This window comes from Nitrospirillum amazonense, from assembly GCF_029594735.1.
In the GTDB taxonomy this organism is placed as follows: domain Bacteria; phylum Pseudomonadota; class Alphaproteobacteria; order Azospirillales; family Azospirillaceae; genus Nitrospirillum; species Nitrospirillum amazonense.
The window spans coordinates 187,529-205,031 of the sequence record NZ_JARPAF010000004.1; the positions used below are offsets into that span (position 1 = coordinate 187,529).

19 protein-coding genes are annotated in these 17,503 nt (G+C 67.8%); 4 read left to right on the top strand and 15 right to left on the bottom strand.

Annotated features, from left to right (window positions below; translation table 11 throughout):
* Positions 1-88: 88 nt before the first annotated feature.
* Together P5F91_RS21600 and P5F91_RS21605 are read right to left on the bottom strand one after the other, a co-directional pair.
* Positions 89-1,456, bottom strand: a complete 1,368-nt coding sequence (locus P5F91_RS21600) for an MFS transporter (RefSeq protein ID WP_145608766.1) — start codon at positions 1,454-1,456, stop codon at positions 89-91.
* A gap of 9 nt (positions 1,457-1,465) precedes the next feature.
* Entirely contained in the window at positions 1,466-2,173 is a 708-nt protein-coding gene (locus P5F91_RS21605) for a PadR family transcriptional regulator (RefSeq protein WP_145608765.1), read from the bottom strand.
* A gap of 137 nt (positions 2,174-2,310) precedes the next feature.
* Here P5F91_RS21605 and P5F91_RS21610 point away from each other — a divergent pair, with 137 nt between their 5' ends.
* Together P5F91_RS21610 and P5F91_RS21615 are read left to right on the top strand one after the other, a co-directional pair.
* On the top strand, positions 2,311-2,658 hold the full coding sequence (locus P5F91_RS21610; protein ID WP_145608764.1) for a winged helix-turn-helix domain-containing protein: 348 nt from the start codon (positions 2,311-2,313) through the stop codon (positions 2,656-2,658).
* A 94-nt stretch (positions 2,659-2,752) separates the two neighbouring features.
* Entirely contained in the window at positions 2,753-3,736 is a 984-nt protein-coding gene (locus tag P5F91_RS21615) for a TolB family protein (protein ID WP_145608763.1), read from the top strand.
* On the opposite strand, the gene modC is transcribed toward P5F91_RS21615, so the two are convergent.
* Genes modC through modA form a run of 3 tightly spaced genes read right to left on the bottom strand, consistent with a single transcriptional unit; the run spans position 3,733 to position 6,372 of the window.
* On the bottom strand, positions 3,733-4,827 hold the full coding sequence (gene modC / locus P5F91_RS21620; RefSeq protein WP_145608762.1) for a molybdenum ABC transporter ATP-binding protein: 1,095 nt from the start codon (positions 4,825-4,827) through the stop codon (positions 3,733-3,735). The two genes, P5F91_RS21615 and modC, sit on opposite strands and share 4 nt — an antisense overlap.
* Positions 4,828-5,529: a molybdate ABC transporter permease subunit gene (gene modB, locus P5F91_RS21625; protein WP_145608761.1), complete on the bottom strand. Its 702-nt coding sequence runs from the start codon at positions 5,527-5,529 to the stop codon at positions 4,828-4,830.
* 24 nt (positions 5,530-5,553) lie between these two features.
* Positions 5,554-6,372, bottom strand: a complete 819-nt coding sequence (gene modA / locus P5F91_RS21630; RefSeq protein WP_246134193.1) for a molybdate ABC transporter substrate-binding protein — start codon at positions 6,370-6,372, stop codon at positions 5,554-5,556.
* Positions 6,373-6,658: 286 nt separating this feature from the next.
* On the opposite strand from modA, the gene P5F91_RS21635 reads away from it, so the two are divergent.
* Positions 6,659-7,033, top strand: coding sequence for a hypothetical protein (locus P5F91_RS21635; protein ID WP_145608760.1), 375 nt, complete (start codon positions 6,659-6,661; stop codon positions 7,031-7,033).
* 111 nt (positions 7,034-7,144) lie between these two features.
* Positions 7,145-7,627, top strand: coding sequence for a glutathione peroxidase (locus P5F91_RS21640; protein WP_145618319.1), 483 nt, complete (start codon positions 7,145-7,147; stop codon positions 7,625-7,627).
* A gap of 98 nt (positions 7,628-7,725) precedes the next feature.
* Here the strand turns inward: P5F91_RS21640 and P5F91_RS21645 are convergent, their stop codons facing one another.
* From P5F91_RS21645 to leuC, 10 genes are all read right to left on the bottom strand, one after another.
* On the bottom strand, positions 7,726-8,343 hold the full coding sequence (locus P5F91_RS21645) for a GNAT family N-acetyltransferase (protein ID WP_277908231.1): 618 nt from the start codon (positions 8,341-8,343) through the stop codon (positions 7,726-7,728).
* Between the two features lie 99 nt (positions 8,344-8,442).
* Entirely contained in the window at positions 8,443-8,871 is a 429-nt protein-coding gene (locus tag P5F91_RS21650; RefSeq protein WP_145608757.1) for a hypothetical protein, read from the bottom strand.
* A gap of 106 nt (positions 8,872-8,977) precedes the next feature.
* The gene (locus P5F91_RS21655) at positions 8,978-9,415 is read right to left on the bottom strand and encodes a hypothetical protein (RefSeq protein WP_145608756.1); all 438 of its coding nucleotides are present in this window, start codon (positions 9,413-9,415) and stop codon (positions 8,978-8,980) included.
* A gap of 121 nt (positions 9,416-9,536) precedes the next feature.
* Entirely contained in the window at positions 9,537-10,952 is a 1,416-nt protein-coding gene (locus tag P5F91_RS21660; RefSeq protein WP_277908232.1) for a short-chain fatty acid transporter, read from the bottom strand.
* A gap of 92 nt (positions 10,953-11,044) precedes the next feature.
* Entirely contained in the window at positions 11,045-11,620 is a 576-nt protein-coding gene (locus tag P5F91_RS21665; protein WP_277908233.1) for an RDD family protein, read from the bottom strand.
* A gap of 437 nt (positions 11,621-12,057) precedes the next feature.
* Positions 12,058-13,329, bottom strand: coding sequence for an aspartyl protease family protein (locus P5F91_RS21670; protein ID WP_277908234.1), 1,272 nt, complete (start codon positions 13,327-13,329; stop codon positions 12,058-12,060).
* Between the two features lie 101 nt (positions 13,330-13,430).
* The gene (locus P5F91_RS21675; RefSeq protein ID WP_277908935.1) at positions 13,431-13,835 is read right to left on the bottom strand and encodes a VOC family protein; all 405 of its coding nucleotides are present in this window, start codon (positions 13,833-13,835) and stop codon (positions 13,431-13,433) included.
* A gap of 170 nt (positions 13,836-14,005) precedes the next feature.
* Complete coding sequence (locus P5F91_RS21680; protein ID WP_277908235.1) at positions 14,006-15,334, bottom strand: 2-hydroxycarboxylate transporter family protein; 1,329 nt, start codon at positions 15,332-15,334, stop codon at positions 14,006-14,008.
* 107 nt (positions 15,335-15,441) lie between these two features.
* The gene (leuD, locus tag P5F91_RS21685) at positions 15,442-16,056 is read right to left on the bottom strand and encodes a 3-isopropylmalate dehydratase small subunit (protein ID WP_145608749.1); all 615 of its coding nucleotides are present in this window, start codon (positions 16,054-16,056) and stop codon (positions 15,442-15,444) included.
* On the bottom strand, positions 16,056-17,480 hold the full coding sequence (gene leuC, locus P5F91_RS21690; RefSeq protein ID WP_277908236.1) for a 3-isopropylmalate dehydratase large subunit: 1,425 nt from the start codon (positions 17,478-17,480) through the stop codon (positions 16,056-16,058). Before leuC ends, leuD begins: the two co-directional genes overlap by 1 nt.
* Between the last annotated feature and the right edge of the window lie 23 nt (positions 17,481-17,503).

The window sequence follows — 17,503 nt, forward strand, 5'->3', positions numbered from 1 at the left end:
GACGTTGCATACCCTAACATCGGCCCCCCGCCGGGGGGAGGCTGCCAAACGGAGAGGGCCGTTCGGGCTAGCCCCCCGCCGGGGCGCGCTACACCGCTGCGGGGTTTTCGATGGGCGTCTCCGCCGGTGCCGCCGCCGGCGGCGTGCGGACCGGCATGGCGATGGCGCGCAGCGACTTCGACGTCAGGCCTAGGGCGACGATGCCCCACAGCGCCAGGCCGCTGCCCAGGAACATGACCTGCGGCGGGACGTAGCGCATGAGCCAGCCGCACAGGGCTGACGACAGGGGCGCCAGGCTCATGACGATGAACATGAACAGGCTCATGCCCCGGCCCAGCATGGCGGGTGGTATGCGGCGCTGGATCCAGGTGAAGACGCCGATCTGGATGAAGCCCGCCAGGCAGCCGGCGATGGCCATCAGCAGGGCCGCCTGCCAGGTATGCTGGGCTAGGCCCATGGGCATGAACACCAGGGCCACCAGGCTGTCGATCAACAGGATGGTGGCGCCCAGCGTGCGCAGGCGGAAGTTGGGCCGGGCGCCCGATACCGTCATGCCCACCAGGGTGCCCACGCCGTGCAGCCCCATCATCAGCCCGAAGCCATCGGCGCCGTCCGCCAGCCGGTCGCGGGCGAAGACGGGCAGCACCGCCTGCAAGGGCCCGCCGATGAAGAAGGTGGTGGCCGAGAAATACAGGCACAGGGCCCTGAGCTCTGGATCCCGCCAGAAATGGAGGATGCCGTCGCCGATGGAGCGGAAGACGGCGCCCAGGCTTTCCCCCTTCCGCGCCGGGGTGTCACCCGGCAGGGTCAGCATGCGCACCTGGTACAGGGTGAGGGCGGAGATGACGAAGGTGGCGCAATCCACCAGGAAGGCGGCGCCCAGACCGGCCAGGTCGCTGGGCGCCCCCGACGCGGCGGCCTTGCCGCTGCCGCCCACCACGGCGATCAGGCCACCGGCCATGAGCGGGCCCAGCAGCAAGGTGGCCTGGCGCAGGCCCATCATCATGCCGTTGGCGGCCTGCAGTTGGTCGCCCGGGATTACCCGGGGCAGGATGGTGGTGCCGGCCGGGATGCTGAAGGCGCTGGCCAGGCCGATGCCGAAAGCCACCCCGCACAGCACGGGAATGGTCAGGGTGCCGGTCAGCACCCCGGCGCCCAATCCGCCGAGCAGCACGGCGTTCACGTACTTGGTCAGCAGCAGCACGCTGCGCGCGGGATAGCGGTCCACCAGCGCCCCACCCACCAGCAGGAACACGGCGCGCGGCAGGCTGATCAGGCCCAGCACCAGGCCCATAGCCAGGGTGTCGTTGGTCACGGCCAGCACCAGCCACGGCATGGCCAGCAGGCTGAACTGGTCGCCCAGCATGGAAATGACGCCGCCACCCAACAGCCACAGGAAATTGCGATTGTGCATGAGGGGATTGGGCGGACGCTTCGGCTTTGTCTTGGCGGACATGGGCTTGCCTCAGGACAACGGGGGTTTGGCGGGCTTGGCCGCCCGGGGACGTCTGGTTTTGGCCGGCAGCGGGGGCACCGGCAGCGGGGGTACTGGCGGGGGCGCCTGGGCATATCCCGGGGGTAAGGGCGGCTGACCCGCCGGAAACAGTGCCATCAGGCGCGCCCGGTCATAGTCGGGCGGACGGATGTCGCCTGCCTCGATGGTTTCCAGCAGCTTGGCCAGCCATGCGTTCTCCGTTTCCAGGTGAGCAAGGCCGTTTTCCAGGATGGCCCGCATGCCGGTGGATTGGACGGGCGCCAGATAGTCGGCCAAGGCCTTCAGGGGACGGTGATAGTCCCGCTGCACGGCCAGGCGTTGGCGCAGCGCGTCCGCCACCGCGTCGGGATCGGCGTGGTGCAGGAACATCAGCGCGGGATAGAGCGGGTGATAGCGGGGCGAGACGTCGGCCAGCCGTTCCGCCATCAGGGCGTGGAACCGGGCGCGGCCGGCGGGTGTCAGGCCATAGGTGGTGCGCTCGCCCCCGCGGGCCACCGCCTCCACCCCCTTGGCCTCGATCAGGCCGTCGCGCGCCAGGCTGCGCACGGCGTAGTACAGCGTGCCCACGTCCACGTCGATGTAATGGTCGACATGGGCCGCCGTCAGCCGGCGCTTGATTTCATAGGGGTGCAGGTCGCCGCCCTGCAGCACGCCCAGGATGAGGAGTTCCGCTTTCATAGTTTAAACAAACTAATATAGTTGGATTAAACTATCAATCGCCTTTTTACCCGGGTTTTATGGCCGTGACGGTTTTCCATTCGGGTCCCGCGCATGCCCCTTGCGGGCGGGCGCCGCCCGCGATTCAATGCGCCCCCATGAACCGCCTCACCCTCCGCATTGATTTCGGTGACCAGGGCGCCGTCGGCCCCGGCAAGATTCGTCTGCTGGAAGCCATCGCCGAGCACCACTCCATCTCCGCCGCCGGGCGGGCCATGGGCATGTCCTACCGCCGCGCCTGGCAACTGGTCGACGCCCTGAACCAGACCTTCGTCCAGCCTTCGGTCACCACCCAGGTAGGCGGCGGCGGGGGCGGCGGCGCTGCCCTGACGGAGTTCGGGCATGAGCTGGTGGCGGCTTATCGCGCCATGGAAAAGGCGGCAGCCGAGGCCACGGCCGACATCCGCGCCGGTTTGGCCGGCCGCCTGCGGCCACCCGGCGCCTAAGGTCGCAAGCGGCCGGTTGGACAGCGTTGTCAGAAGACACCGCGCGGCCCTCATGTTATCCCTCCCACCATAAGAATTGGCAGGAGGGACACCCATGCGTTTCGCCGGCTTCGCGACGTTCGTCGCCGCCATGGCCACGGCCGTCATCGCCCATGCGGCCGACAACGACCATTTCCGCAGCCGCATCACGCTGTTCGACATCGCCAGCGGCAAGACCACGGTGCTTTTCACCGACGATACGGTGTGGGAAGCGCCAAACTGGGCGCCGGATGGCCGGTCGCTGCTGGCCAACAGCCAGGGCGTCCTCTACCGCATCCCAGTCGCGGGGCCGGACGCCGGCCATCCGAAGGCCATCCCCATGGGCGACCTGCGCTGCAACAACGACAAGGCCTATACCCGCATCGGGGACAAGATCGCCGCATCCTGCGGGGTGGGGTCCATGCGCGATAGCTTCGTCTATGTGGTGGGCAAGGACGGCGTGGCCAGGACCGGGGACGCGCGGCGCATGACGCCCGCGACACCCAGCTATTTCCACGGCTGGTCGCCGGATGGCCAGTGGCTGTCCTTCGTCGCCAAGCGCGACGGCGCCCAGACCTACAACCTCTACCGCGTGCCGGTGGACGGCCCGGTGGATGGAAGCGCCGAACAGCGCCTGACCAACATCGCCGCCAGCGACGACGGCCCGGACTACAGCCCCGATGGGCGCTGGATCTACATCAATTCCGACCGCCAGGATGGCTGGGACATCTGGCGTTTGCCGGCCGATGGCGCGGGGCCCAAGGAGTCGCGGGCGCAGCGGGTGACACACGACGCGCTGGAGGACTGGTTCCCCCACCCCTCGCCGGATGGGCGCCACCTGCTGATGCTGTCCTTCCCCGCCGGCACCAGGACGCATGACGGCCGCATCCCCGGTGTGCAACTGCGCCTGATGGATCTGCCGGGCGACGGGACGCCCAAGGCCGACGCCCCCATCCGCAGCCTGCTGACCTTCTTCGGCGGCCAGGGCTCCCTGAATGTCAATTCCTGGTCGCCGGACAGCCAGCGCTTCGCCTTTGTTAGCTACGAACCGCTGCCCTAACTTCCCAAGGCCACGGCCTTGACGATGGCCCACAGGGGCTGGCCCGGTGCGATACCCAGGGTGTCGGCGCTGGTACGGGTGACGCGGGCCAGCACGGGGGCGCCCACGCATTCCAGGCGCACCACCCGGCTGCCATCCGCGTCCTCTCGTACGTCGGCGACGATGCCGGGCAGGATGTTCAGGGCCGACAGGCCCTGAGGCGCCCTGTCGGACAGCAGCACGTCGCGGGCGGGGATGCGCAGGCGCGTGCGGGCGCCCGGCGCCAGGTGGGCCGGCAGATGGGGCACCAGGATGCGGCCGGCGGGGGTGTCCAGCTGGAACAACCCGTCATCCGTGCAGGCCCCCACCACGGCGTCCAGCAGCGACCCCGCCTCCGCCCCGCCGGTCAGGTCCATCAGGTCGGGACGGGACCATAGGGTGGACGGGGTGCCCACGGCGCGCACCCGCCCCTGGTCTACCATCACCACCGTGGTGGCCAGGCGCGCGACCTCCGCCACCGCGTGGGTGACGTACAGGATGGGCAGGCCGGCGTGGTCGCGCAGCCGTTCCAGATAGGGCAGGATCTCGGCCTTGCGCGCCTCATCCAATGCCGCCAGCGGCTCATCCATCAGCAGGATGCGCGGGGCCGCCAGCAGGGCGCGGCCCAGGGCCACGCGCGCCTTCTCCCCACCCGACAGGGTGGTGGGACGGCGGGCCAGCAGGGGGCCGATTCCCAGCAGGTCGGTAACCGAGTCCAGCGTAGGCGCCTCCGCCGCCACATGGCGGCGGGCGAACCAGCGGCCATACAGCAGGTTCTGCCGCACCGTCAGGTGGGGCAGCAGCCGGGCCTCCTGGAAGACATAACCGACGCGGCGGCGATGGGGTGGCAGCCACAGGCCGGCCGCCGTATCCACCAGGGGCACGCCATTCACGGCGATGCGGCCCCGGTCTGGACGCTTCAGGCCCGCCACCAGGTCGATCAGCGTGCTCTTGCCTGAACCTGACTGGCCGAACAGCACGGTCAGGCCCCGGCCGGCCGTCATTTGCGCCACCAGATCGAAAGCGCCTTGGCGCAGGGTTACATCAAGGTCAAGGGCGGGCGGCGCGCTCATTCACGCCACCCCGCCGATGCGCCGGCTGACGCTGCGCGCCAGCGCTTCCGACAGCAGCAATGCCATCAGCGACAGCACCACCGAGACCGCCACCAGGCGCAGGGCGCCGGCGTCGCCGCCGGGCGACTGGGTATAGGCGTAGATGGCGCCCGACAGGGTCTGGGTGCGGCCGGGGATGTTGGAGACGAAGGTGATGGTGGCGCCGAATTCGCCCAGCGCCTTGGCGAAGGCCAGCACCGCGCCGGCCAGCACGCCGGGCAGCATCAGGGGCAGGGTCACCGTGGCGAACACCCACAGGGGTGGCGCGCCCAGGGTGCCGGCCGCCTGCTCCAGCCTGGTGTCCACCGCCTCGATGGACAGGCGGATGGCCCGCACCATCAGGGGGAAGCCCATGACGCCGGCGGCCAGCGCCGCGCCCGTCCAGTTGAAGGCGAAGACGATGCCGATGCTGGCCAGGGGCTTGCCCACCCAGCCCTGGCGCCCCATCAGCAGCAACAGGGCATAGCCCGTCACCACAGGGGGCAGGATCAAGGGCAGGTGGACAAGGCCATTCAACAGATCCCGCCCCCAGAACCGGCCACGGGCCAGCGCCAGGGCCACGGCGATGCCGGGGGGCAGCGACGCCAGGGTGGCCCAGATGGCCACCTTCAGGCTGAGATGGATGGCCGCCACCTCATCCGGACCAAAACCGAAGTCGTTCATGAGGGCCGAGCGGTCAGGAAGGAATCACTTCGCCGACAGTACGGTGAAACCCTGCGCCTCGAACAGGGGGCGCGCGTTGGGGCCGGCCAGGAAATCCAGAAAGGCCCGCGCCTGGGCGTTGGTGGCCTCCTTGGCCAGGGCGATGGGATAGAGGATGGGGGCGTGGCTGTCGGCGGGGAAGGTGGCGACGATGCGCACGCCCGGTTCCGCCACCGCGTCGGTCTTGTAGACGATGCCGAACGGCGCCTCCCCCCGGGCCACCAGGGCCAGGGCGGCGCGCACGTTCTCTGCCGGGGCCAGGCGGTCCTGCACCTTGTCCCAGGCGCCCAGCTTCTGCAAGGCGGCCTTGGCGTACTTGCCGGCGGGCACGGCGGCCGTGTCGCCCACGGCCAGGCGGCCTCCCTTCTGCGCGGCATCCAGTGCCTGGTCCAGGGCGAAGCCCTGCTTGATCTCGATGGTGGTTTTGGCATCGGCGGGGGCCACCAGCACCAAATCGTTGCCCAGCAGATCGCGGCGGGTGGCGGGCTGGATCAGACCCTTGCCGGCCAGATAGTCCATCCAGTCCTCGTCAGCCGAGATGAACACGTCGGCGGGGGCGCCCGCCTCGATCTGCTTGGCCAGCGCGGAACTGGCGGCGTAGGTGACGGTGGCCTTGGGCCTCCCGCCGGCGACGAAAGCGGCATTGGCGTTGTCCAGCGCGTTCTTCAGGCTGGCGGCCGCGAACACCAGGGGGCCACCGCCCTGGGCCAGGGCGGTGGCGGTGCCCAGGGCAATCGCGACCGCCACCGTCGCGCCAGCCATCGCCAGCCGGCCCAGCATCCGCCGGCTCCACATTTCATGCATTGTCTTGCCCCCTCGCGTTTCAATCACACGCTATATCCTGATGAATATAGCGTGTGATTGGGGCCGTCGCCACGCGTATCCGCCGCCCGGATTCGATCATTTCATCGCAGTGCTGCGAACGACTGCCTTCCGCAACGGCGGACAGGCCAAAGGCAGTCGCGGAATTTGCAGGCGGACCGCATGCCCTCTTACCGCTGGCGGCGGGCCGGGGGCGGCATCACCCTGGCTTCCGGCCAATCTGCGGGGGCTTCGCCCTGCGCCTGTTCAAGCCTTGGGGATCATCGCCATGACCAGCATCTCGTCCGGCACCAACATGACCGTCTCGCTCAGCTCCCTCCTGCAGAGCGGGGGGACCACGTCCGGCGGCGCGTCGTCTTCGGCGTCATCGTCCACCGCATCGTCGGACAGCAGCGGCTCGGCCGGCGGCACCAGCAGCAGCTCCTCGACCAAGACGGTAACCAGCACGGTCACCACCACGGCGCCGGATGGCTCGACCACCACCACCGTCACCTACTCCGACGGCTCCACCACCACGACCACGACGCCGGCCACCCAGGCGGCGGCCAAGGACGGTTCGGGAATGGGCGACAGCGATGCCAGCAGCGCCAGCAACGATGGTGGCCAGGGTGGGCAGATCAGCGCCGTCAACATGCTGGTGTAATCAAATTACCTTGCGCACAATATAATTCATCCTGTAGCCTTGGGAAAGATCGGGAATCCCCGGGGCACCGGACCCTTGGGCCTTCCCGCCAGGACGAAACGGGGGAAGGCCATGGCCACGGTTTACGACTACACGGTGCGGGACGCGGCTGGCGGCCCGGTGGACATGGCGGCCTACAAGGGCAAGGTCGTGCTGGTGGTCAACGTCGCCAGCAAGTGTGGCTTCACCCCGCAGTACAAGGGGCTGGAGGCCCTGTACCGCAAGTACAAGGACCAGGGGCTGGTCATCCTGGGATTCCCCTGCAACCAGTTCGGCCAGCAGGAACCGGGTGACGCCCAGGAAATCCAGAACTTCTGCTCCCTGACCTACGACGTCACCTTCCCCGTCTTGGCCAAGGTCGAGGTCAACGGCGACAAGGCCGAGCCGTTGTATGAGCATCTGAAGGGTCGCGCCCGCGGTTTCCTGGGCAGCAAGTCCATCAAGTGGAACTTCACCAAGTTCCTGGTGGGCAAGGATGGCAAGGTGAAGCGGTATCCGCCGGTGGCCAAGCCCGAGAAGCTGGAAAAGGCCATCCAGGCCGCGCTGGCCGCCTGACAGGCCCAAGGCGGGGGCGTCCGCTGGTTTGGCCTCGGCCCGCGCCCTGCCGCGCCCACGGTCACCGGCCGCCCTTGCCAGGATGGTGGCCGGTGGCGTCAGCCTCGGTATTCTTCGGCCAGCAGGCCCATGACCAGGCTGTCGTGCCATTGGCCCATTAGGGAATAGGTTTGCCGCTCCCGTCCCTCGATCTGGAAGCCCAGTTTTTCATAGCAATGGACGGCGCGGGTGTTGATGGCCAGCACGCGCAGGCCTATGCGGTGCAGACCCAGGGGACCGAAGGCGTAGGGGAACAGCAGGCGCATCGCGCGCATGCCCAGCCCCCGGTCCAGCACCGCCGGGTCCAGCAGGCCGATACCCAGGCTGGCGGTGCGCAGGCCCGGCGCCAGCGCGTCGTTCACTCCGCCCAGGCGCACGCTGCCCACCATGCGGTCAGGCAGGGGGCCGTCCGCCCCCTGCGCCCCCGGCTCCGGCAGGGCTATGGCCCAGCTGTAGGGGAACTTCAGCTGGTCGGCCATCCATAGGTCGGCGTCGGCCTGGGTGTACCCTGCCGGCGCGCCGCTGCCGTCCCAGCCCATCAGGTGGTGGATTTCCGGATCGCGGCCCAGGGCCAGGCGGGCGACGACATCATCCAGGCGCAAGGGCCGCAGAATGACGCCGCCGTCGCCCAGGGTGGGCACGATCATTGGGGCGGGTATCGCATCTGCATCCGCCATGAGGGCATCCTTACATCACCAAATCCCATGCCCCACCTTCCACGAGGGGACGCGGGCCTGGCAAGGCGTCAGGCGGAATAGGACGGCGATATGGGGCCGTCACGACTCGATCTTGATCTGGTCCGGATCGGACACCACGATATGGGTCTGGTAATAGGACTGGCCGGTGCGCTCGCCGCTCTGGTTCAGGTACCAGATGGTGACGCGTCGCGCCTCACCCAGCACCGTGACGCGATGGCCCTTGAAATGGGCGTCGGCATCCTCGCCGTAGGCCTGTTTGAAGGCGGGCAGGGCGCTGGGCAGGATCTCGATCGTCAAGGTGTGCGGGTCGCGATAGTCCTCCTGCGAATTCAGGAAGATGCGGCCGTTCTGCCGGCCGGTCGCGACCACGTCCATGACATAGGTATCGGAATAGACGTCCGGCGCCACAGCGGCGGCGTAGTGGATGGCGTCCTCAGGCGTCAGCGGCTGGGTGGCGCAGCCGGCCAGCAGCGCGGCGGCAAGAATCGACAATGCGGCGGTCTTCATAGGGCTCTCCAATGACGATAAGCGCGTCACCAAGATAAGGCGGAGGAGCGTCCGTTCAATTTGACGGCGACACGGCGCCCGTCCCTTCAGACTTATCCGGACCGGTTCAGGAACCCAACTGGATTTGGCTCGGGTCGGCCACCAGAATGTGTGTCTGGTAATAATATTTATCGGTTTGCTTGCCGTTGGCGAAGAACCAGATGGTTACCCGCTTGGCTTCGCCGCTGACCAGGATGCGCCGGCCTTGTAGGTAGGTGTCGGCGTCCTGGCCGTAGGCTTGGCGAAAAGCCGGGATGGCGGTGGGCAAGATCTCGACCGTCACGTTGCGCTGGTCACGGTAGTCCATTTCCGAATTTAGATAGATGTGACCATGCTCACGCCCTGTGGCCCGCACCTCCAGGGCATAGGTGTCGAACACACCGTCCGGCGCCGCCGCCGCCGCCCGTTGGACCGCATCGTAGGATGTGGTTGGCGAAGTGGCCGGCGGGGCGGCGCAGCCAGCCAGCAGCAGGAAAGCGGTGGCCAGGACGAGGGTGGTCTTCATCAGGCGTGGGCCTCAAGCGAGGAAGGGGCGTGCGCTCACCGTAGCATCGCATCCACCATCCCCTCAACTCATGGAGGGTGGATGCGGCATTTTATACAATCACCGCTACCGGTGCGCGAGGCTAGGCCGCCGGCGCCAGCAGCCACAGCAGGAACAGCACCAAAGGTAGGTGGAACAGCAGCTGGGTAAAGCTGAAGCCCACAATATCCTTGGCCTTCAGGCCCAGCACGCCCAGCAGCGGCAGCATCCAGAAGGGGTTGATCAGGTTGGGCAAGGCCTCGGCCGCGTTGTAGACCTGCACCGCCCAGCCCTTGTGGGCGTTCACGTCGATGGCGGCCTGCATGACGTAGGGCGCCTCGATGATCCATTTGCCGCCGCCCGAGGGCACCAGGAAGCCCAGGATGGCGGAATAGATGCCGATGACGACGGGGAAGGTGCTGCCGCTGGCCAGGCTGACGAACAGATGCGCCAGATGGTGGGAGATGGACTGCCCATCCGACCCCGGCACCTGGGTCAGCAGCTGGGCGATGGCGCCATAGAAGGGGAACTGGATCAGCACGCCCGCGGTGCTGGGCACCGCCTTGGACACGGCGGCCAGGAAGCTGCGCAGCCGCCCGTGCAGCAGCAGGCCAAGCATGATGAAGAAGAAATTGTAGGTGTTGAGGTTGGAGATGACGCCGAGGGCCGGTTTGTTTTGGAACTCATGCACCAGGAAGCCGGCGCCCAGGGCCACGATGACCAGCGGCAGGATGGGCGTCAGCTCCAGCCAATCGCCCGGCCGGGTGGCGCTTCCTTTTTCGGCGGCGGCCTCCGTTACGTCCACGCCCAGGTCGGCGGCGGTGCGGGCCCGCGCGTCGCCGGGGGCGGAATAATAGGCGATGGCGACGGACACCAGCAGAATCACCAGGCCCATCACCATGGACTGCCAGAGGAAGATGGTCTGGCTCAGGGGGATGATGCCGGTGATGTCGGCCACCGCCTTGGGCAGGCTGGCCGGGTTGGCCTGCAGCATGGCGGCCGAGGAGCTGAGGCCCAGGGCCCAGGTGGCGCCCAGGCCCAGGTAGGCGGCCGCCCCCGCCGCGCGGTAATCCACACGGATGTCCTGGCGCCGGGCCAGCGCCCGCACCAGCAAGGCGCCCAGCACCAGGCTGAGGGCGTAGTTGAGGTAGGAGGCCGCCATGCTGACAAAGGCGGTGAAGGCGACCGCCCCCCGGCCGGTGGCCGGCACCCGCGCCAGCCATTCGATCAGCCGCAGCACGGGCGGCGAGCTGGCCACGACATAGCCGGTGATCACCACCATGGACATCTGGATGGTGAAGGGGATCAGGGACCAGAACCCATCGCCCACGCCGGTGGCGACGGCACCCACCGGCGCGCCCGTTACCAGGTTGCCGGCGGCGACGATGATGACCCCCAGGACGACGAAAACGAAGGCGTCGGGGAACCATTTTTCCGCCCAGCGGGTGAAGGCGACGGCGCAGCGCGCCAGCACCCCCTCGCCGCCCGCCCCGGCGCTTTCCATCTTATTGATTGCCATTCACGTTCCCTCCACGCGGGCCTTCCCCCGCCGCCATTAACCTTAGCGGCGAGAACGGGGAAAACCAGCGGCAAGGTGGGGTGTCACAGCGGTCATACCCACTCATCCGGGGTCTTGAACACGCGGGTGCCGCAGATGCGGTCGTGGCCGGCGGTTTTCTGGTCGGTAAAGGCAACCATCAGGTAGTTGACCGGCAGGGCCACCAAGAAGACCAGCACCACGACCATATACAGCAAGGGGGCCGTCTTGGCCTGGGATTGCATCAGCAGCAGCGGCAGGGTCAGCAGTTCCTGCACGCCGATGCGGGCGAAGGCGATGCCGGGGCCCACCCGTCCACCATCAGGCCGGGCCACGACCAGGGTCATGAAGCGCTTGCCCGGCGTCGCCCGCATGCCGCTGGCGACGAACAAAGTATGATAGCCCAGATACAGCGCGATGTTCACCACCGTCGCCGTGCCTAGGGCCACCGGTGATGCCCCGGATCCGGCCGACATCTGCGGCGCGAGCGGATAGCCGAAAGCCACGGCCAGGGTCAGGGAGACGACGAACAGGATCAACGTGTCGATGAGGGCCGCGAGCGCCCGGCGCCAAAAGCCGCCGTAGGTCCAGCCAACGGGGATGGTGCTGTTTTGCAAGGGAAGGGTGGGGACGGTCGTCTCGACGCTCATGGTCCCTCTTGTCCGTTGGTTGAGGGGCGGGTCCATGAGGGTAGGCCCATCGGAGCATGAGGACAATGCCGCCACAACAAGTGTCACCGTCTTGAATGAGACGGGGCCGGTGAAGGCGGCGGCAGTGCCTGAAATATTATCGCCATTAAAGCGCCGTTTACGTTAAATCAGGATGGTTTGCCGAGTTAATTGGCCGTTCATCCCAAGTAAATGGCGCTGTGATTATTGTGTGACGACTCTTATCATCCTCTCTCCAATAGGGCAAGGGGGTGAGCGTTACGATTTGTTGACTGCGCGGCGACTTGTGATGAGTTGTGACAGGTCGCGCAACGTCCTGGCGCCTTGGATCAGCGCATTTCAATCCCCGGGGGGCATTGCGGGCAGCTCACCATAATCGCCAGGGTGGGCAGGCCCTGGCGCGGTGATGGGCATACGGCTCAGGGCTGCTTTTTATCGTCCGGCTGGGGTGCGGGGGATTCGCCCTCCGCCGCCGGTTCCGCCTCCGGCGTCACCCGGCGCAGGCGTGGACCCATCACCTGGAAAACCGGACCGCCGACATACGAGAAATAAATCTTGCGTTGGCTGTGGGAGACGAACATGCGGTGGGCACGTAGAAAGTCCAGGCCCAGCAGCATTTCGGGCATCTCACGCCCGCCATGGCTGAACAGTTCGCCAAAGCGCAGGCGGACGTGTTTAATCTCCTCATCCCCAAGCCGGAAGCTGTCGAAGACGCCGATATAGTCATCGACGGCGTTGTCGCCTATGCCCCTGGTCGTGCCAGTGCGGGTGATGCCGGGGCTATCCTTGGTGATGCCGGCTTTTTGCGCCGCCCGCTCCGTCATCACCGAGGTGTAGGCACCTGTATCCAGGGCCGCGCGAATCTCCACGCCGTTCACCTCCACCGTCAGCCAAATCTTGGGATTGGCTTGGCTGGATCGACCGATATCAGCCTCGATATAGGAACCGCCCCAATAGGCTAGTGCCGTTTCGTCGCAGTCCTGGGGCTTGAACAGCTTCACGACGTTGTGGGCGATATCCAGGTCAAGGTCGAACTGCGACAGGAAGCTTTCGCCCAAAAGGCCGACTATGTCCGGCACCGACCCGATATCGTGGTTACCGGCAACGGGGAAGTCAAGGTTGTGGGCCGTCCATTCCCCCAGCTTGAATTCCTTCACCTTGGCCACATCGACGCCGACGCGGCCACCGACACCCTCGGTGTACAGGTTGGGCACCCAATGCGGGGCGAGGCCGAGTCGTTTTGCGGCCGGGCCCGTCAGCATACCGGTGGCGGCTCCTGTATCCAGCAGCAGAAAGACCTTCCGTGCGTTCACCTCCACGGCCACCAGGGGCGCGTTGCCATCCATGGTCAGGCCCAGCGTTCCGACGGGATAGAGATGGCATCTTGCCGCGCCGGCCACGGTTGGGCCTGCAAGTGCCGTCGCGGCTACAAAGCCGAGCAGGATGCCGAGCGCCCATTGGCGACGAGTCTTTCCACCGAACAGCATCAAACCCACCACAGGTCCCCCAGCCGGTCCGGGACCAGCCCCCAAAGGCGTGTCGCACGTTGGAACATGAAGCGCAAGCGCGTGCGGGCGCGTTCCTGTCGCGGTGACGCGGAAGCAGACTGGCGATGCCGCGGCGTCCGCACGTGGCAGGTTTATGGCCTGCGGCCCGCCTCCGCTGATGGGGCGGGACAGGTGCAGGCCCACCTTTCCCTAATTCCGGATTATGCGTCCCCGTGCCGGCGCGCCTGTGCTCACAGTGGGATAATACGGCGCCGACACGGGGGCCTGCATGAGTCTCCAAGCGGTCAGCCCTTGGTCGGGAACATCCTGGCCGTGACGTCGGCCATCTCTTCCGCCGACGGCTTGCGGCGGGGGCTGGACAGCGACCAGTCCTGGCCGAAGGGGTCGGTCAGCTTGCCGTAGCGGTCGCCCCAGAACTGATCGGCCAGGGGCATGGCGATGGTGGCGCCGGCGGCGACGGCCCGTTCCCAGGCGGCGTCCACGTCGGCCACGGTGATGTGCAGGGTGATGGAACAGATGCCCACCGCCTTGGGGCTGCGGCTGCGGCCGCCGGCAAATTCCGGGAAGTCGTCGTTCAGCATCAGCACGCCGCCATCGGGGAACACCAGGCTGGCGTGGAGCACGCGGCCATCCGGTGTCAGGTGGCGGCTCGCCTCGGTGGCGCCGAAGGCCCGGGTATAGAAGTCGATGGCGGCGGCGGCGCCCTAGACCGTCAGGTGGGGCAGGGGATGGCGTGGATTGGGCTCGGTCATGGCTGGTCTCCTCCCGGTTCGGTGTCGTGGCCGGCCAGATGTCCGCTGACCGGCGCCCACCATTCTACACGGTTGGAATGACGCTTAGGCGCTTCCCTCCGCACCCTTCAGGATACGCCGCCCAGGGCTCGCAGCAGGACGGTGGCGATGACCACCATGGCGGCCCCGCCGATGCGGGTGGAGATCTGGGCGAAGGGCATCAGGCCCATGCGGTCGGACGCCGACAGGATGGCCACGTCGCCGGTGCCGCCCAGGCCGCTGTGGCAGGCGGTGACGATGGCGGCCTCCACCGCGTACATGCGCATCTTGTGACCGATGAAGAAGCCGGTGGCGATCATGGCGGCCACGGTGGCGGTGCAGATGGCGACATAGCCGACCGTGAAGGCCCCCACCAGCTGCGGCCACGACACCAGCAGGGCGCCCATGGCCACCAGGATGGCGAAGGTCAGGTTGGTCGACATGAAGCGGTTGATCTGATAGGCGCCCAGCTCCATCTCCGCCGGCAGGATGCGGGTCAGCTTCAAAAGGGCGGACCCCACGATCATGAGGATGGGGGCGGGAATGCCGGTCAGGGGCGCCAGTTGCGTGCCCAGGATGAACAGGCCGCAGGCCAGCAGCAGCCCGGCCCCCATCAGGCGCAGCTCGATGGGCCGGTCGGGCGCGCGCTCCGCCAGCAGGTCCTGGTCGGCGCCGGAGCGCACCAGCATGCCGTTGCCGTTGTAGCGCGGGTTGCGCTGGCCGAAGCGGTTCAGCAGGCCGCAGCCGATGATGGCCGCCACATTGCCCAGCAGGGCCGCCGGCACCATCATGCCCATCAGGTCGGCCTGGGGCCGGCCCAGGATCTCGGCATACCCCGCCGACAGGGGCAGCACGCCCTCGCCCAGGCCGCCGCCCAGGATGGGCACCAGGATGAAGAAGAAGGTGTGGGCAGGACCGTAGCCGAAGGCCAGGCCGACGCAGATTCCCGTGCCCAGCGCCGCCAGCGTGCCGCCCAGCAGGGGCACGAACATGCGCAGGAAACCCTGGACCAGCACCCGGTGCGGCATACCCAAGATGCTGCCCGCCACCAGGCAGGCGATGTAGAAATACTGGAAATTGGCGGTCTTGAAGGTGGTGGTCACCGCCTTGATCATGGCCGGGTCGGCGACACCGGTACCCACCAGGGCCGCCGGCACGAACAGGCACAGGATGGCGGTGCCGCCGATATGGCGCAGCACGGGCAGCCGGGCGCCCAGCTCCCCCAACAGGAAACCGGTCAGCATCAGCACCGACAGTCCGCCGATGACATCATTGGGCAGGCGCCCGGACACGGCGGCCAGGACGGTGACGGCGCACAACGCGATATAGACGGGCAGGGGCAGCGGCCCGATGCGCAGGGCGGCCAGGCGCGCCGGCGCCGAGGGTGTGCCGGGGATGGCGGCGGGGATCTCGGTCACGTCTTGGGTCCTCCCATTCTTATTTTGGCCATTCTTATTTTGGCAAGGCGGGGCCGCTGCCGGCGCCCCGGTGGGGTGCGAGGCGGCACGCTGACGGGGGCAGCGGCTCAGTAGAACCAGGGATTGGCCTGGCGGTGGCCGTCCTCGAATGCGCGGATGGCCTGGGCGTGTCGGGCCAGCGTGGCGCTGACGCCGTCCAGGCCCTGGATCAGGGCGTCGCGGCGCAAGGCCTCGATGGCGAAGGGTATGATGTGGCCGTCGGCATCCACGGTGATGGTCTGCTCCGGCAGGTCAATGGTCAGACCGTTGGCGCTCGGCTGGCCGACCCGGGTCATGAGATCATCAATCACAGCGGCGTCCAGGGTTACGGTCAGGATGCCGTTGCGCTGGCAATTGTCGTTGAAAATGCCGGCGAAGCTGGTGCCGATCAGGGCGCGGATGCCCAGTTGGGCCAAGCCCCACACCGCATGCTCGCGGGAGGAGCCGCAGCCGAAGTTGGGCCCCACCACCAGGAAGCGGGCGCCCTGCCAGCCGGGGCGGTTCAGGATGAAGTCGGCACGCGGCTGGCCGTCGGGACCGAAACGCAGGTCATAGAATACGCCCCGGTCCAGCCCCTTGCGGTCCACGCCCTTCAGGAACTGCTTGGGCATGATGACGTCGGTATCGACATTGGGCTGGGGGAAGGGGGCGGCGGGGCCGGTGACGCGGATGAAGGGCTGCATCAGGCGACCTCCTCCTGGGTGCTGAACGTGCGGACGTCGGCCAGGTGGCCGGCGATGGCGGCGGCGGCCACCATGGCGGGGCTCATCAGGTGGGTACGGGCGCCCTTGCCCTGCCGACCCTCGAAATTGCGGTTGGTGCTGGAGGCACAGCGGTCGCCCGGCCGCAGCACGTCGTCGTTCATGGCCAGGCACATGGAACAGCCGGACTGCCGCCATTCGAAGCCTGCTGCGCTGAACACCCGGTCCAGCCCCTCGCGCTCCGCCTGCGCCCGCACCTGGGTCGATCCCGGCACGATGATGGCGCGCACGCCGGCCGCCACCCGCCGGCCGCGCAGAACGCGGGCGGCGTCGCGCAGATCCTCGATGCGGGCATTGGTGCAGGACCCGATGAAGGCGTGGCTGATGGTGATGCCGTCCAGCGCCGCGCCCGGCGCCAGACCCATATAGTCCAGCGCGCGGGAAAGCGCCGCGCGGCGGCCAGGCTCCGCCTCCGCTTCCGGCGCCGGCACGGTGCCTGTGATGACCGCCGCCTGGTCGGGGCTGGTGCCCCACGTGACCATGGGCGCCACGTCTTCCGCGACCAGGTGGACTTCGCGGTCGAAGATGGCACCCTCGTCGGTCCTGAGCGCCAGCCAGGCCTCCGCCGCCTGGCTCCACAGCGCCCCTTTGGGGGCCCGGGGCCGGCCCTGGATGTAGGCCAGCACCTTCTCATCCGCCGCGATGACGGCACCACGGGCGCCGGCCTCCACGATCATGGTGCAGACGGTCATGCGCCCCTCCACGCCCATGGCGTCGATGGCGGGCCCGGCGAATTCCACGGCGTAGCCGGTGGCACCGTCGGCACCGATGCGGCGGATGACCTCCATCACCAGATCCTTGGGCGTCACGCCGGGGGCGAGATCGCCGTCCACCGTGATGCGCAGGGTTTTCAGCCGGCGGTACACCAGGGTCTGGGTCGCCAGGTAATGCTCGATGTCCGAGGTGCCGATGCCGAAGCCCAGGGCGCCCAGCGCGCCATAGGCCGTGGTGTGGCTGTCGCCGGCCGCCACCACCATGCCCGGCATGACCAGCCCCTGCTCCGGTGCCACCACATGCTCGATGCCCTGGCGCGGGTCCAGGATGTCGAACAGCTCGATGCCGAAATCGCGGGCGTTCTCGCGGAAATAGGCGATCTGCGCCGCCGCTTCCTTGTCCGCCACCTCCAGGGTGCGGTGGCTGACGGTGGGGTTCACATGGTCCACCACCATCAGGGCGGCGGACGGGTTCCACACCGTGCGTCCGGCCTCGCGCAGGCCGCTGAAGGCCTGGGGGCTGGTGTATTCGTTCAGGATGGTGCGGTCGACATACAGCAGTACCTGTCCATGGTCGTCCAGGCGGCAGACGGTATGGGCGTCGATGATCTTGTCGTAGAGCGTCCGGGGCATCTCTTTCTCCCTATGGACGCACT

Excerpts from the sequence above, each read along its gene's own strand:
- P5F91_RS21600 (WP_145608766.1), bottom strand. The coding sequence starts at position 1,456 with ATGTCCGCCAAGACAAAGCCGAAGCGTCCGCCCAATCCCCTCATGCAC.
- P5F91_RS21605 (WP_145608765.1), bottom strand. The coding sequence starts at position 2,173 with ATGAAAGCGGAACTCCTCATCCTGGGCGTGCTGCAGGGCGGCGACCTG.
- P5F91_RS21610 (WP_145608764.1), top strand. The coding sequence starts at position 2,311 with ATGAACCGCCTCACCCTCCGCATTGATTTCGGTGACCAGGGCGCCGTC.
- P5F91_RS21615 (WP_145608763.1), top strand. The coding sequence starts at position 2,753 with ATGCGTTTCGCCGGCTTCGCGACGTTCGTCGCCGCCATGGCCACGGCC.
- modC (WP_145608762.1), bottom strand. The coding sequence starts at position 4,827 with ATGAGCGCGCCGCCCGCCCTTGACCTTGATGTAACCCTGCGCCAAGGC.
- modB (WP_145608761.1), bottom strand. The coding sequence starts at position 5,529 with ATGAACGACTTCGGTTTTGGTCCGGATGAGGTGGCGGCCATCCATCTC.
- modA (WP_246134193.1), bottom strand. The coding sequence starts at position 6,372 with ATGCATGAAATGTGGAGCCGGCGGATGCTGGGCCGGCTGGCGATGGCT.
- P5F91_RS21635 (WP_145608760.1), top strand. The coding sequence starts at position 6,659 with ATGACCAGCATCTCGTCCGGCACCAACATGACCGTCTCGCTCAGCTCC.
- P5F91_RS21640 (WP_145618319.1), top strand. The coding sequence starts at position 7,145 with ATGGCCACGGTTTACGACTACACGGTGCGGGACGCGGCTGGCGGCCCG.
- P5F91_RS21645 (WP_277908231.1), bottom strand. The coding sequence starts at position 8,343 with ATGGCGGATGCAGATGCGATACCCGCCCCAATGATCGTGCCCACCCTG.
- P5F91_RS21650 (WP_145608757.1), bottom strand. The coding sequence starts at position 8,871 with ATGAAGACCGCCGCATTGTCGATTCTTGCCGCCGCGCTGCTGGCCGGC.
- P5F91_RS21655 (WP_145608756.1), bottom strand. The coding sequence starts at position 9,415 with ATGAAGACCACCCTCGTCCTGGCCACCGCTTTCCTGCTGCTGGCTGGC.
- P5F91_RS21660 (WP_277908232.1), bottom strand. The coding sequence starts at position 10,952 with ATGGCAATCAATAAGATGGAAAGCGCCGGGGCGGGCGGCGAGGGGGTG.
- P5F91_RS21665 (WP_277908233.1), bottom strand. The coding sequence starts at position 11,620 with ATGAGCGTCGAGACGACCGTCCCCACCCTTCCCTTGCAAAACAGCACC.
- leuD (WP_145608749.1), bottom strand. The coding sequence starts at position 16,056 with ATGCAGCCCTTCATCCGCGTCACCGGCCCCGCCGCCCCCTTCCCCCAG.
- leuC (WP_277908236.1), bottom strand. The coding sequence starts at position 17,480 with ATGCCCCGGACGCTCTACGACAAGATCATCGACGCCCATACCGTCTGC.